General features: G+C 61.8%; 12 protein-coding genes. 8 read left to right on the top strand and 4 right to left on the bottom strand.

Features of this window, described 5'->3' with window-relative positions:
- The first annotated feature begins 7 nt into the window (after nt 1–7).
- The 8 genes from ACH518_RS18935 to ACH518_RS18900 all read left to right on the top strand — a co-directional run bounded on the left by ACH518_RS18935 (nt 8) and on the right by ACH518_RS18900 (nt 8460).
- The gene (locus ACH518_RS18935; protein ID WP_445371217.1) at nt 8–1249 is read left to right on the top strand and encodes an O-antigen ligase family protein; all 1242 of its coding nucleotides are present in this window, start codon (nt 8–10) and stop codon (nt 1247–1249) included.
- Nucleotides 1242–2576, top strand: a complete 1335-nt coding sequence (locus ACH518_RS18930; protein WP_445371216.1) for a lipopolysaccharide biosynthesis protein — start codon at nt 1242–1244, stop codon at nt 2574–2576. Before ACH518_RS18935 ends, ACH518_RS18930 begins: the two co-directional genes overlap by 8 nt.
- A gap of 54 nt (nt 2577–2630) precedes the next feature.
- On the top strand, nt 2631–3587 hold the full coding sequence (locus ACH518_RS18925; protein WP_445373018.1) for a class I SAM-dependent methyltransferase: 957 nt from the start codon (nt 2631–2633) through the stop codon (nt 3585–3587).
- 7 nt (nt 3588–3594) lie between these two features.
- Nucleotides 3595–4386: a glycosyltransferase family 2 protein gene (locus ACH518_RS18920; RefSeq protein ID WP_140911095.1), complete on the top strand. Its 792-nt coding sequence runs from the start codon at nt 3595–3597 to the stop codon at nt 4384–4386.
- Complete coding sequence (locus ACH518_RS18915; protein ID WP_445371215.1) at nt 4383–5249, top strand: glycosyltransferase family 2 protein; 867 nt, start codon at nt 4383–4385, stop codon at nt 5247–5249. The genes ACH518_RS18920 and ACH518_RS18915 overlap by 4 nt, the downstream gene beginning before the upstream one ends.
- 15 nt (nt 5250–5264) lie before the next feature.
- Nucleotides 5265–6461, top strand: a complete 1197-nt coding sequence (locus ACH518_RS18910) for a glycosyltransferase family 4 protein (protein WP_445371214.1) — start codon at nt 5265–5267, stop codon at nt 6459–6461.
- Entirely contained in the window at nt 6458–7408 is a 951-nt protein-coding gene (locus tag ACH518_RS18905) for a glycosyltransferase family 2 protein (protein WP_445371213.1), read from the top strand. Before ACH518_RS18910 ends, ACH518_RS18905 begins: the two co-directional genes overlap by 4 nt.
- A 320-nt stretch (nt 7409–7728) precedes the next feature.
- Nucleotides 7729–8460 (top strand): PEP-CTERM/exosortase system-associated acyltransferase, encoded by a 732-nt coding sequence (locus tag ACH518_RS18900; RefSeq protein ID WP_445371212.1) that lies wholly within the window; start codon nt 7729–7731, stop codon nt 8458–8460.
- A 119-nt stretch (nt 8461–8579) separates the two neighbouring features.
- Here ACH518_RS18900 and ACH518_RS18895 read toward each other — a convergent pair whose 3' ends face one another.
- The 4 genes from ACH518_RS18895 to ACH518_RS18880 are packed head-to-tail and all read right to left on the bottom strand — an operon-like array spanning nt 8580 to nt 13562.
- Nucleotides 8580–9836 carry a condensation domain-containing protein gene (locus tag ACH518_RS18895; RefSeq protein WP_278211209.1) on the bottom strand — a complete coding sequence of 419 codons (1257 nt, stop codon included), beginning with the start codon at nt 9834–9836 and terminating at the stop codon, nt 8580–8582.
- On the bottom strand, nt 9833–10711 hold the full coding sequence (locus ACH518_RS18890) for an isochorismatase family protein (protein ID WP_445371211.1): 879 nt from the start codon (nt 10709–10711) through the stop codon (nt 9833–9835). The genes ACH518_RS18895 and ACH518_RS18890 overlap by 4 nt, the downstream gene beginning before the upstream one ends.
- Nucleotides 10708–12345 (bottom strand): (2,3-dihydroxybenzoyl)adenylate synthase, encoded by a 1638-nt coding sequence (locus tag ACH518_RS18885; protein WP_445371210.1) that lies wholly within the window; start codon nt 12343–12345, stop codon nt 10708–10710. The genes ACH518_RS18890 and ACH518_RS18885 overlap by 4 nt, the downstream gene beginning before the upstream one ends.
- The gene (locus ACH518_RS18880; RefSeq protein WP_445371209.1) at nt 12342–13562 is read right to left on the bottom strand and encodes an isochorismate synthase; all 1221 of its coding nucleotides are present in this window, start codon (nt 13560–13562) and stop codon (nt 12342–12344) included. Before ACH518_RS18880 ends, ACH518_RS18885 begins: the two co-directional genes overlap by 4 nt.

Raw genomic sequence — 13562 nt, 5'->3', positions numbered from 1 at the left:
GGCGGCCATGCTGCTGAAGCTGGAAAAAGATCTGCCGCTGCTGCTGTTCGGCTTGGTCTGTACTTCCACCGTCGCCGCGTTGCCGCAGGTGCAGTCGGCCTGGGCCGGCATCAAGGAAGTCTACGGCGAACAGGACATGGGCCTGCGCTTGCTGCGCGAAGCGATGCTGGCGCTGCTGGTTTGCTATGCCTGGGCCGAACCGCGTTTGCGCAGCGGCATCGTCAGCGGTCCGGTGCTGGCGTTTTTGAGCGTGGTGGCGGCATACGTTCTGTTCGAAATCGGCTACGCCCTCTATCTGGACTTGCCGCTGGTGGTACCGCTGACCGGACTCAGAGTGTTCGAATATTTGCCGTTGGCGCTGATCGGCTTCGTCTGCGGTCGGCGCGGCGCGGCCGATTGGGTGATCGGCCGGTTCGCCCGCTGTTTGCGTTACTACCTGGTATTACAGGCCGGGCTGGCCCTGGCCCAGGCATTGTGGGCGCCGCCCTTGTTCGGCGTGTCGATGCTGGGCGGCGGCCGGCCGTTCGGTACCTTCGTCAGCCCGAATCTGTTCGGCGCGGCGATGGCGACTTGCGCGCTGGTATTCGCCGTGGTTCCGGGCATGCGCCGCTGGCTGGCGCTGAGCGTGTTGCTGGCGTTGTTGAGCGGCTCGCGCACCGCATTTCTCAGTGGCTTGCTGGTGGTGTTTTTCCAAATTTATGCCGCGTTGCGACCGCGCGACCGCTGGGCCTTGTGGATGCCGGCGCCGATGTTGGCGGTCGGCGCCTTGATCCTGGCCTCCAGTCCGCTGTTGAGCGGCCGCGACGATGCCGATCCGACCGAGGACGGCCGCATCGCCCTGTGGCAACGGGTATTCGCCAACCACGTGCACGATGCCGCCGATTTGCTGTTCGGTTGGGGCCTGGGTTTGAGTTCCAATACCGTTAACTTGCTGTTCGGCGCCGAATATTTTCCCGGCCAGTTCGATTCCGACAGCTTGTATCTGTTTTTATTGAACGGCTACGGCCTGATCGGTTTGCTGGCCTATCTGGGTTTTTTATGGGCAACGACAAGGATGTCAGTCCACCCTGCCAAAGGCTTGGTCGCGATGTTCATTTTCGTCGCCGGTTTGACCTTCAATTTATGGGAGTACTTTCCGCAGAACGCGGTGCTGATGTTTTTATGGGGGGCGATGCTGGGACACCACCGTCAGCCCGAATCGACGGTGCCGGCGAACCCCGGTCTGCAACCGACGAGGGTTTATGGTTAAGCGCGGGCTAATCCGGTTGCGGCAATCTCGCTTATGCGGCGATGCATTCTGGGCCTTGTTCGGCCAATTGGCCTCGGCGATCGCGCTGTTGGCGGGGACCCGGCTTTTGACCGAGCGGGTGGCCCCGGACGTGTTCGGCCAGGTCGCACTATTGAACGGCTGCGTCGCGCTGGGTGTTGCCGCGTTTTCCTACCCGTTTATCTGCGGCGGCATGCGCTGGCTGCCGGAGTGTACCGGTCCGGCCCAAAGCGCCCAACTTCACCGGGCAGTCGCCGGCTTGACCTTGCAGGCGACTTTGTTGGCACTTGGTTTGTTGCTGATCGGTGGCGGCTACTACGCTCACCTGAACCAAACGCAGATGATGCCGTTTTTGCTGGCCGGCGCGTTGCTGGCGGTAACGGTCTGGCGCGAATTCGGCGTGCAACTGGCGATCGGCGGTCGCCGCCAACGTCGGGCCGCGTTGTGGCAAACCGGCGACTCTATTTTACGGCCGGTCCTGGCCGTAGCCGCGGTTAGCTATCTGGGCGCGCGAGTGGAATGGATTCTGGCCGGCTATGCCGCGGCGACGCTGTTGTCCAATCTGCTCTGGTGGCGGCCGGGCGGTGCCGGCGCAGACGGGGCGGCAACTCGGGGTGGCGTGCGCCGGTTTGCCGGCAAGATTTGGCATTATGCCTGGCCTTTGATTCCGATGGAGCTGGTGTTCTGGCTGAATGGCGTGGGGGACCGTTATGCGATCGCCTACTTCCTCGGCGCCGCCGATGTCGGTTTGTATGCGGCCGGCTACACCCTGGTCAACGAAGCCTTCAACCGCGGCGCGATGGTGCTGCTGAGGACTTTCCAGCCGGCTTATTTTCAAGCGTTTTCCGCCGCCGAGTACCGCCGCGCCCATACCGTGTTGCGGTTATGGACCCGCAGTTTGCTGGCCGGCGGCGGCTTGGGCCTGCTGGCCTTGCCCTGGTTGGGCGATTGGCTGGTGAGTCTGCTGTTGGCCGAGGCCTACCGTCCGGTCGCGGCTCTGTTGCCGGCCATCGGTTGCGGCTGTTTGCTGCATGCGTTGGGTACGGTTTGGGCGCAACCGCTGCTGGCGGAAAAACGCACGCGGGTGTTGCTGAAAGGGCGCTTGTGCGGGGCTCTGGCGGCTATCACTGCCTTACCGTTGCTGATTCTGCAATACGGGTTGCCCGGCGCGGCCTGGGCCAATCCGGTGTATTTCGGCATCGAAGCCTTGGTATTGGCCCGGTTGGCCAAACCTTGGCGACTGCGCGACGCCGGTCCGCAGCCGGCTGATTCGGCTGCCGCCGACGCGGCGCTGCGGGTGCCGGCCTGATGGGTTTTTTTGACATTAAATCTTTTCGACTTATGGCGGATGCTTGTGAAAACGATGACTTATGCCAGCATGGCTAACCGAACTTACGGCGACTTGTTGCACCATTGCGTCGCCTGCGGCGGAGAACGCATCCGCTTTTGGCGACACAAACACTACCAGTACACGGCCGACGCCGATGCCGAAGAATTTCGGATTTACCGCTGCCAGGTGTGTGGCACCGGCTTTCTGAATCAGCCGCCGCACCGGGAGTGGTTGCAGCAGATTTATCGACATTCCGGTCAGGCCCTGACCGCTGAGATCGGCTTGGACGAAGTGCTGCGGCGCGAGCAGCTTTATCCGAATTGCAAACTGGACGCGAAGCGCATCGCCCACTATGCCGACCGCTACAACAATACCTTGAATTACCGGGCGCTGGATATCGGCTCCGGATTCGGGTTTTATACCCGGGCCTTGCGCCTGCTGGGATACCGCACGGTCAGCATCAACCCCGGCGCCTACGAAAACAATGTATTCGAACAAATGAACGGCGATTTGCCGTTGCCGGTGATGTTCGAAGACTACCGCAGCGACGAGCTGTTCGGCGTGGTGGTGATGTCGCAGGTGTTGGAGCATTTGCTGGAGCCGGAGCAAGCGCTGCGCAAGGTGGCGGCCTTGTTGGAGACTGGCGGGGTATTGGCCTGTGCAGTGCCGAATTACGCCTCGTTTCTGGTCAAGCTGTTGGGCGCCAACGAAAATGCCTGCCTGTGGGTGCCGGAGCACGTCAACTTCTTTACCGAGCAGGGCTTGCGCACATTGTTCGAACGCAACGGTTTGCAGGTGGTGAAGACCGAGCAGATCACCCGGATCCCGTTCGATGCGCTGTCCCGACGCTTGGGCGCCAAAGGCCGGCTGGCGGCGGTGCTGAACGGTTTGGTCAAATATGCGCAAATGCCGTTCAACGGCCTGATGAATCTGTTCGGCATGGGGATTTACCTGAACGTCTACGCGGTCAAGACCGCCGCCGGCAAGTGAGGCGTTTATGCTGACCGTGGTGATTCTGGCCTGTAACGAAGCGGCGAACCTGCCGCGCTGTCTGGCGGCGATTCCGGAGCGTTACCCGATCGTGCTGGTCGATTCCGGCAGTAGCGACGATACCGTTGCCATCGCCGAACGCCGGGGTTGTCGGGTGTTGCATAATCCCTGGCCGGGCTTTGCCGAGCAGCGCAATTTTGCGTTGCAGCAGTGCGGCATCGAGACGCCGTGGGTGTTGTTCGTCGATGCCGACGAAATTTATCCGCCGCTGTTTTATCAGCAATTCGACGCGGAATGGGCCACCTCGCGCGAGATGGATGTGTTGATGGTGCCGTCGCTGCTGTATTTGCGCGGCAAATGCCTGAAACACGCGCCGGGCTATCCGATTTACCATCCGCGTCTGGTGCGGCGGGAGACGGTCGGTTTCGTCCGCAACCATACCGGCCACGGCGAGGCGGTGCTGGACACCTGCCGGGTGGCGGTGACCGATATTCCCTACCAGCATTATTTTTACCACGGCGAGATCGTGGCCTGGATGCACAAACACGTCGGCAAGGCCGCGCAGGAAATCGAGTTGCAACCCACCGCCGGCGCCTTGATGACCGCGCGTGGCCGGATTAGCGTCTGGTTGGGGCGTTCCTGGCTGCGGATCGTGGCGCGGTTTGCTTACCACTATTTGCTGCGCGGCGGTTTTCTGGACGGTGCGGCCGGTCTGGAGTTTGCGTTGATGTTTACCTGGTACGAGGCGACGATTTATCTGCAAGCCAAAGCCGGTAAATGGGCGGAGCCGCGGCCGTGACCGTGTCCTTGATTCTGGCGACCTTGGGTCGGGACTGGCAGGTCGCCGAGTTTTTGGCTGGGTTGCAAGCGCAAACGCTGCAAGACTTCGAACTGATCGTGATCGACCAGAACCGGGACGGCAAGATCGACGCGATCGTCAAATCGTTTCGGCCGGCGCTGCGCATCGTCCACGTCAAAGTCGATTTCACCGGCAACGCCCGCGCCCGCGATTACGGCATTGGCCTGGCGCAAGGGACTATCGTGGCCTTTCCGGACGACGATTGCTGCTATGCCGCCGATGTGTTGCAGCGGGTGGTCGCCGAATTCGAACGGCGGCCGCAGTTGGCGATTCTGGTTGGGGCTTCATACGACGCCGACACTCGCGGCTTCAGCATCGGCGTCAACAGCCGCAAAGCCGGTTATTTTTCGCGCCTGGGCATGATGGGAGTGGAGTTTACCCAGTTCTTCGCGCTCGATCGGCTCGATCGCAGCCAGTTTTATCTGGATCACGATTTCGGGATCGGCGCCAAATATGCCGGCGGCGAGGGCTTTGAAATGCTGTACCGGCTGCTGCGCGCCGGTGGCAAAGCGTTTTATACGCCGGAGATCCGCATCTACCATCCGGACAAGGACCACTACCGCCTGGGCAACGCCCGGATGTTGATGTACTCGACCGGTATCGGTGCCTATATCCGCAAATTCGCCAATCAACGGGATTGGTTCATCGCTTATTACATCGCCAGAAAAATGTTGCTGGCGCCGGTTTTGAAAATGCTGCTGGCGGTGTTGTCCGGCAACCGCGCCAAGCTGGCTTACTGGTATTACAGCCTGGTCGGCGTCTGGCGCGGATTTTTTGCTTACCGCAACAGCGGTTGCCTTTAGTTTGAGGAGAAGAGGATGGATGTGGGAATAATCGCGACGCACGTGCCGCCGGCCAAGGGCTACGGCGGAGTAGCCGTGACTTGCGGCGTATTGACCCAGGCCTGGGCCGAGCGCGGCCATCGCATGGTTCTGGTCGCGTCCGACGAGTCGATTTCCGGTCGCTTGCACGCCGAAGAGGTGCAATTGGGCGATACGGTCGCGGTTCGGCTCTATCGCTGTTACGGCTGGCGCCGCTGGGGCTTCGGTTTGGGGGCGATTCCGGCAATTTGGAATCTATGCCGGCAAGCGCCGCGGGTTTACATTCATGGCATCGCCACCTGGCCGTCGACCTTGGCCGGGGTGTTTTGCCGCCTGCTGCGCAAGCCGTTCATCGTTGCGGTGCACGGCGGTCTGATGCCGGAACACGTCGAGTTGATCAAAAGCCGCAAGCCGCACAAATGGCTGTTTTACCGCTGGCTGACCTTCCCGAGCTTACGCCGGGCCCTGGCCGTGCATTGCACCAGCGATACCGAAGCTGCCGGCGTTAGCGCGGCCTTGGCCGGGGAGGGGCGGATACTGTTGGTGCCGAACGGCATCGACAGTCGGGCGTTCCAGGTCGCGGATTATCCGGCTCGGCCCGGCATGCAGTTATGCTTTCTGGGCCATGTGCAACAGGAGAAAGGCATCAATGGCTTCATTCGCGCCTGGTTGCAAACCCGGCGCAGCGACGACCGGTTAGTAGTCGCCGGCCGTAGCGTCGACGGCGCCTATTTCGACGAGTTTTTGCAACTGGTCGCCGCAGCCGACGGTGCGATCAAGTACCGGGGCTATCTGTCGGCCGACGAAGTCAAGGCATTGCTGGCGCAAAGTCATTTTCTGGTGTTGCCGTCCGGATTGGAGCAGGCCGGCGGCATGCGCGAGAATTTCGGCAACGTCGTCGCCGAAGCCTTGGCCTGCGGCCGGCCGGCGCTGGTTGCCAAGGGTTTGGCCTGGGACCACCTGCCGCAGATCGGCGCCGGCTGGGTGTTCGAACGCGACCACACTGCCGTTTGCCAGGTATTGCGGGCGGCGCAAGAGACCGACGCCGACGGCTGGCGGCAGATGTCGCAATCCGCGCGGCGCCATGCCGAACAAGCGCTGGATGCCGTGTCGCTGGGCGACCGGGTCTGGCGGGCGTTGACCGAACCGGCCGAACTCGGTCCGCTTGCCGGTTTGGCGGAGCAGCGCACATGAGCAAAGTGGGACTGATCGTGCCGACGCTGAATGCCGGCAAAATGTGGCCGGAATGGTTGCGGGCGCTGGCCGGGCAAAGCCGCAAGCCGGACTATCTGTTGCTGATCGATTCGTCGTCCGGCGACGCGACCGTCGAACTGGCGCGGGCGGCCGGATTTGAAGTGAAAATCATCGCCCGCCAGGACTTCAATCACGGCGGTACCCGCCAATTTGGGGTTGACTATCTGGCGGATGCCGAGATTTTGCTGTTTCTGACCCAGGATGCCTTGCTGGCCGATCCGGAGGCCCTGGCCAATTTGCTGGCGGCGTTCGAGAATCCGGAAGTAGGTGCCGCCTACGGCCGGCAATTGCCGCACGTCGGCGCCGGCCCGATCGGCGCCCACGCCCGGCTGTTCAATTATCCCGAGCACAGCCAATTGCGCGGTCTGGCCGACCGCGACCGCTTCGGCATCAAGACCGTATTTATCTCCAATTCTTTTGCCGGCTACCGCCGTAGCGCGCTGGTGCAAGCCGGTGGCTTTCCGCGGCATACGGTGATGAACGAAGATACCTTCGCGGCCGGGAAGATGTTGCTGTGCGGTTGGAAAATAAAATATTGCGCCGACGCCAGGGTGTTTCATTCCCACGATTACGGTTTTGCCGACGAGTTCCGCCGCTATTTCGATATCGGCGTGTTCCATAACCGGGTGCCGTGGTTGCAGCGGACTTTCGGCGGCGCTGCCGGCGAGGGCAGGCGTTTCGTCGTGTCGGAAAACCGCTATTTACTGCGACACGCTCCGGCAATGCTGCCGTCCGCGTTTGTCAGAACCTTGTTGAAATGGTCGGGCTATAAAATCGGCCGTTCCTGCCACCGGCGTCTGCCGGCCGGCCTCAACCGCTATTTCAGTTTGCACCGGGCTTATTGGTCGAGTCCGTTTGCTTCACCCATGCCGCCGGAAATCGATTGACTCCGGCAATTCGCTGCAAACCTAGGTCCGACAAGGCTTGCAGCTCTAGTAAATTTCCTACTCCTGACGGGCTTTTTTGCTTAGAAAATACCGTTTCTTAATCTTCCCTTAATCAAAACTGCAGGTTTTCTTTAATCTTCGGCCTGTAGTTTACAAACCGCTATCGCGATTTATCGGCAGAAATACACGCAAATAGCTGAATGGAAAACATTATTCCCCGACACGGCGCATGCGAAAGCCGCTTTGCGGTCAAGACAGAGACGCGTGGTACCAGCGCCTGAACATAAGGGATTTGATTAATTTTGTTATGGAGTTTCACCTTGATTTCTGAAAAGCATTCTTTCGACAACTGTTTTGAGGTTTTTTTAGCTGATACGCCGGAAAGCAAGCGAATCCACTACCACCTCAGGTATCAAGTTTACTGCGACGAACTCGGATACGAGGATAAGGAACTGTTTCCGCAGCAATTGGAATTCGACGATTGGGACCAGCATGCGGTGCATTTCATTGTCCGCCACCGTTTCACCGGTCAATGGCTGGGTGCATTGCGCGTAGTCAGTCCGCAGGGGCAAACCTTTCCGTTCGCGGAAAAATACGAACAGGACCAGCCGCTGGCCGATGCCCACCATCGCGACTCTATCGAAATTTCCCGCCTTTGCGTACTGCGCGAAGCCCGGCGCTTCGCTCCCCGCTCCCAAGCCGCCGTCGACACCGATCCGGCCAGCAACGTCAAGTACCTCAACACCTTACGCCAGCAAAGCCGCAGCATCATGTGGGGCCTGTACCGCGCTGCGGTCGACTACTCGGCGGAAAACGGCATCAAGCACTGGTTCATACTGGTGGCGCCGGCCTTGGCTTATGCCGTGAAAAAACAGGGTTTCGACATGCGCCAAGTGGCAGAGCCTTGCGAACACCGCGGTTTGCGCACGCCGTATATGCTGGATGTCGACCACATTCTGCAAAATCCGCTGTGGGACGAGGACTACCAAATCGGCTACCGGCGGTATTCCGAACTGGAGCAAGGCAAGTTTGCCGCTCGGCGCCGGGCTTAGCGCACTAAAGTCGTCTTCGCGGCAAAATGCGGAGACGACTGCTTAGGGTGGACCGGCCGCAGTTGTCGCCCGCGGCCGAAGCGGTGGAAGTGAAAAGGATTGCGGGTTTACTCGGCAGCTTACGCCAGAATTTGAGCCAAAAAGCCGACGATATGTTGCCAATGGTCCCGCAAAGCCGGTTCGTCGTAATTTTCGATACGGCCGTCGAGATCCAGGACGATGACATCGCCGCGCGCCATGAACACTGCCGCCAAATCCTCTACCGGGCCAGCCGCCAACGTGCGGGTCATGGCTTCGCACGGGCCGAAGCGGGTCGGCGCCTGGAACGGCATAATATTGATTTCGGTGCCGAGTAAGCCTGGGGGATAACCCGCTTGTTCCAGGTCGAACTCCAAATGCTCGAAACGATAGCGCTGGTGCGGCCGGTGTCGGGCCAAGTCTTGGCGCAATTTTGATCCGATCTCGGCCAACGGCCGATCCCAGTCGTGCACAAACGGCAATGGCATCACGTTCATCGCCGTACAAGGCGTGCGAGCCGCCGCTCCGGACGCGCGCAGCATCGTAGTCAGGCCGAGGACCGCGTCGTCGCCGTGCCCAAATTGGGCCAGATAACCGGCAAATCCGGCAATCAACAATTCCGGCCAGCTCAAATCCAACTCCACGGCTCGGGTCTTGAGACGGGTGACCACCGTATCCGGCAGTACGCCGCCGACTCGGCGGCCGCGGCCGATGCCGCGTATCGGGTTTCGACACAGCGATTTGGGCGCCAATCCCACCAATGTGTCCAGCCAATACTGCCGGTCGGCTTCCCGTGCCGCAGAATTCTGATAGGCGAGGTCGGCGTCGACTACCGCCGCCAGATTGCCGAATTCGGCACTAACCGGACCGTTGCCGGCGACCAGTTCCGCGTAGCGGGCCGCGGTCCGGCGGGCGATCAATTGAAAACCGTAGCCGTCCAACAATAGATGATGGGCTCGATGCAGCCAGACGTAGCGCTCCGCCGCCCGCCGGTAGAGCCGGTGTTCGTAGAGAAAACCGTCTTCCGAGGCGAAGGCTTGGCGGGATTGGCGCGACAGTTCGGCCAGGAACTCGGTTTCGTCCAGATCTTCCGCCGCGACCAGCAGCGGAATCGGTACCGGGGCGATGATGGGCAATTGCCGCGGACCGTCGTCGGTGTCGATCAAACGGAACCGCAGCGAATCGGCTTCGGCCAACGTCGCATGCAGCGCTTCCATGAACAGCGTGGGTTCCAGCGGGCCGCGCAATTCGGTGTATTCGGCGGCATAAAACACGTCGGCATTGCCGGCGAGGTGCTGGCCCAGCAATACGCCGGCTTGGGCCTGGGTCAATGCCAATGGGGGGCTGTCGGGTATCATGAGCCGGCCGCTGCAATGGCCGAGCCACCCTGCCATAAACCGTGCCAGGCCGCCAGCGTCGGCGTCGGCGCCAGATCGCCGAAATCGGCTTGAAGTCCGCGTTGCCGCCAACCTTGCAGCAAGGTCATCAAAGCAATCGAATCCAGGCCCATCAACAACAGGTCGTCGTGATCGCCGAGCCGGTGGGGTTCGATTGCAATCGCCGCCGCCACCTCGTGGCGCAAGGCTTGCAGACTCGGATACGGTGAAGTCAATGCCGTCACGATGTCCTGGCTGCTGCAGACGCTGGCACAACGGCCGGCGGCATAGCGCAATGCGTCACCGTGCTCCTCCCTGGAAAAGTCGGCCAGGGCGTCGCCGGCCAGAAACGGCTGAATATCCAGCATGAAGGCTTCCGCCGCCGTCATCAGGCAACCGATGTGGGCATATATGCCGCAGATTACCAGTTGGTCCCGCGCCATGGCGCGCAGACGCTGTTCCAGATCGCTGCGCTTGAAGGCGCTATAGCGCGATTTCGGCAGGACCTCGTCGCCCGCTTCGGGGGCAATCGCATCGGCTATGCGCTCCAATGCCGCTTGCGCGGGCAGCCCAGGGCCCCAAAAATCGGTGAGAAGCGCGCGGTCGGCCGCCGATTGGCCGCCGCGCTGGGCGGTGTACAGGATCGGGACGCCATGGCCGCGGCAGGCGGCGATCAGCCGGATGCAGTTTTCCATAAGGGTAGGGATCGGCGCTAGGGACGGATCGTAGAAGTCGAGAAAGTACTGCTGCATATCGTGTACCAGCAGGACGGCTCGGCTTGGGTCCAAGTGCCATTGCACCTTGGCGGCAGGCAGTTCGGTCGGCATTTCGTAACTTGGGATATTGGGTATGCTCATATCGGGCTCCGGGTCTGTTTGATGGCGAGTTCCCGCAGTTGCGGTTTGGCGATTTTGCCGGGCGCCGTCAGCGGAAATCGGTCGAGAAATTCGATGCGGTCCGGGATTTTGTGGTTGGCGACTCCGCAGCGGTCGCGCAAATGCAGTTTCAGCGTTAGCGCGAGTTGACTCAGATCCTCGGTCGCGTTAGCGTCGGCCAATTCGATGAAGGCACAACTGCGCTCGCCGAGCCGGGCATCGGGTACCGCCACCAGCGCGGCATTGCGCACCCTGGGATGGCTGAGCAGGTAGCCTTCGATTTCCGCGGCGGCGATTTTTTCGCCGCCGCGGTTGATCTGATCCTTGGCGCGGCCCATGACCTGCAGATTCCCGTCCGGCCGGCGTCGCACCAAGTCGCCGGTTCGGTAAAAGCCGTCGGCGCTGAATGCCGTGCGGTTGTATGCCTCGGCGCGCCAATAGCCGCGAATGGTGTAAGGGCCGCGGGTCAGCAGGTGCCCGGTGGCCCCTTCCGCCACGTCGCGGTCGGCATCGTCGACGATGCGGATTTCGTCGTCCGGCGAAATCGGCCGGCCCTGGCTCTCCAGCACGACCGACGCCGGGTCGGTCAGCCGGGTGTAATTGACCAAGCCCTCGGCCATGCCGAATACCTGTTGTAACCGGCAACCGAATACCGGTTCGACTCTGGCTGCCGTTTCGGAGGCCAAACTGGCGCCGCCGACCTGCAGCAGACGCAGGCTGGTCAGGGGTGGGCGGGTGCGTTCCACATAGTCCAGCCACGCCAGCAGCAAAGACGGTACCAAGGCCACGTGGCTGACAGCCTCGGCGGCAATGGCGGCGCAAGCGGCTTCCGGCTCCGGCCGGCGCAGCAGCACGATACGGCCGCCGCTCTGTAAAGTGCCCAAGGTGCCGGGCGAACTCAACGGGAAATTGTGGGCTACCGGCAATGCGGCCAGATAAACCGTATCGGCAGTAAAGTCACAGATTTCGACGCTGGCGCGTACGCTATAGAGATAATCGTCGTGGGTGCGCGGAATCAGTTTCGGGGTGCCGGTACTGCCCCCGGACAGTTGCAGCAGGGCAATGTCGCCGGCTACCGGTTCCGCCAGCGTTCGCGGCTCGGCGTCCAGCGCGTCCAGCGGTGTGAATTCCGCGGCCGCGCCCACGACGATGACTTGGCGCAAGCTGGGCGCCACAGCCAAGATTTCCCGCGCCAGGACCCGGTAATCGAAACCGTCGTGGCGGTCCGGAATCACATAGGCGGCGGCCTCCGCGTCCCGGCAAAATGCGCCGATTTCGGCGCGGCGGTGGCCGGGCAATGCCATCACCGGAATCAGGCCCATCCGGAAACAGGCGAAGCAGACCGTGAAAAATTCGGCGATATTGGGTAGTTGCACCACCAGGCGTTCGCCGGCGCGCAGGCCTGACCGGACAAAACCGGCGGCCAGCCGGTCCGCTGCTTCGTCTAAGTCGCGATAGGACCAGCGGCGGCTGCCGCAGACCAGCGCGGTGCGGTCGCCGTGGCGCTGTGCCAGCTCCCGCAGGAAGGCCCCCAAGGTCTGGCCGCGCCACCAGCCGCGCGCGCGGTAACGGGCGGCGAGCCGGTCCGGCCAAGGCACGAAGTCGGCGTCGGTCATCTGCGGCTCCCATGTAAAGCGTCGAGCAAAGTCCGGAACTTCGCCGAGGTTTCGTCGACTTCCTGCCAGGGTTGCGAATCGGCAACGATGCCGGCGCCGGCATAGAGATTGGCGCGGTTGGCTTCGATTTCCGCGCAGCGGATCGTTACCGCCCATTCGCCGTCGCCGTTGGCGGCGCACCAACCCACCAAGCCGGTAAACAGGCCGCGGTCGAAACATTCCAAACGGGCTATCGCCTGACGGGCCAGCTCGCGCGGCTCGCCGCAAACGGCCGGTGTCGGGTGCAGCGCACGCGCCAGGGTCAGCGAATTCGAGTCGCGGTCGCGCAGTATCCCGCGAATCCGCGTCGAAAGGTGCCAAACCCGGGTGGTTGCAATCAATTCCGGAACCGGCGGTACTTCGAGAGCGGAGCAAAAAGGACCGAGAGCGTCGGCGACCGCTTCGACTACCAACGCATGTTCGTGGCGATCCTTGGCCGAGTGCAACAATTTGCGGGAACGGCTCAAATCCTCGCCGGGATCGCTGCTGCGCGGTGCGGTACCGGCAATCGGATTGGCCTCCAGATTGATGCCGCGGCGGCGCAGCAATAACTCCGGACTGGCGCCGATCAGACGGCGGATGTTGCGGGTCTCCGACTGCAGATTCACCGCGAAGGTGTAACCGGATAGGTTATTGGCGGCCAGATTGCGCAACAGCCGGGTTTGGTCGATGTCGTGTTCGCCGACGACTTCCAGCATCCGCGACAGGACCACTTTTTTGAGTCCGGATTGCCGCATCATCGTGAGTGCTTGTGCCACCCGTTGTGCGTAGAGTTCGCGGGACGGGCGTTCTTGGGTCGCCGAACCATTCACCGCCGGCCCCGCGAGTGGCGCGCCACGCCGCTCCAGACGGCCGGCCAGCTCCAGATGCTCCGGAATGAACAACACCGCCGGCGCATCCGCGACGAACGGCAGAGCGCCGACGGCAATGGTTGAGGCATCGCCGCGCTCCCGGTTGAGGGCAAACAGGCGTTGCAAGGCGGCTTCGAGAGACTCTTCGGCTGCGGTATGCAAGCGATCGCGGATACCAATGCCATGCAGTGTTAGTTCCGGCGTGGCCATGAAAAAACTGGATCCGGTGCCGTAGCGGCCTAGCAGAGCGCCGGCGTCCGGCTTTACGCTACCACCGGTCAGCTCGGCGTCGGAAGTCGGAGTGGGGGGTTGCGTTTCGGTAAACAT

The organism is Methylomonas sp. HW2-6, from assembly GCF_052474525.1.
The sequence above is the reverse complement of the archived record's forward strand: the minus strand, read 5'-3'. Positions and strand labels throughout refer to the sequence as shown.

Coding starts and splice junctions, on each gene's coding strand:
- ACH518_RS18885 (WP_445371210.1), bottom strand. CDS start 12,345: ATGACCGACGCCGACTTCGTGCCTTGGCCGGACCGGCTCGCCGCCCGT.
- ACH518_RS18925 (WP_445373018.1), top strand. CDS start 2,631: ATGACTTATGCCAGCATGGCTAACCGAACTTACGGCGACTTGTTGCAC.
- ACH518_RS18935 (WP_445371217.1), top strand. CDS start 8: ATGCTGCTGAAGCTGGAAAAAGATCTGCCGCTGCTGCTGTTCGGCTTG.
- ACH518_RS18880 (WP_445371209.1), bottom strand. CDS start 13,562: ATGTTTACCGAAACGCAACCCCCCACTCCGACTTCCGACGCCGAGCTG.
- ACH518_RS18930 (WP_445371216.1), top strand. CDS start 1,242: ATGGTTAAGCGCGGGCTAATCCGGTTGCGGCAATCTCGCTTATGCGGC.
- ACH518_RS18910 (WP_445371214.1), top strand. CDS start 5,265: ATGGATGTGGGAATAATCGCGACGCACGTGCCGCCGGCCAAGGGCTAC.
- ACH518_RS18920 (WP_140911095.1), top strand. CDS start 3,595: ATGCTGACCGTGGTGATTCTGGCCTGTAACGAAGCGGCGAACCTGCCG.
- ACH518_RS18895 (WP_278211209.1), bottom strand. CDS start 9,836: ATGATACCCGACAGCCCCCCATTGGCATTGACCCAGGCCCAAGCCGGC.
- ACH518_RS18890 (WP_445371211.1), bottom strand. CDS start 10,711: ATGAGCATACCCAATATCCCAAGTTACGAAATGCCGACCGAACTGCCT.
- ACH518_RS18905 (WP_445371213.1), top strand. CDS start 6,458: ATGAGCAAAGTGGGACTGATCGTGCCGACGCTGAATGCCGGCAAAATG.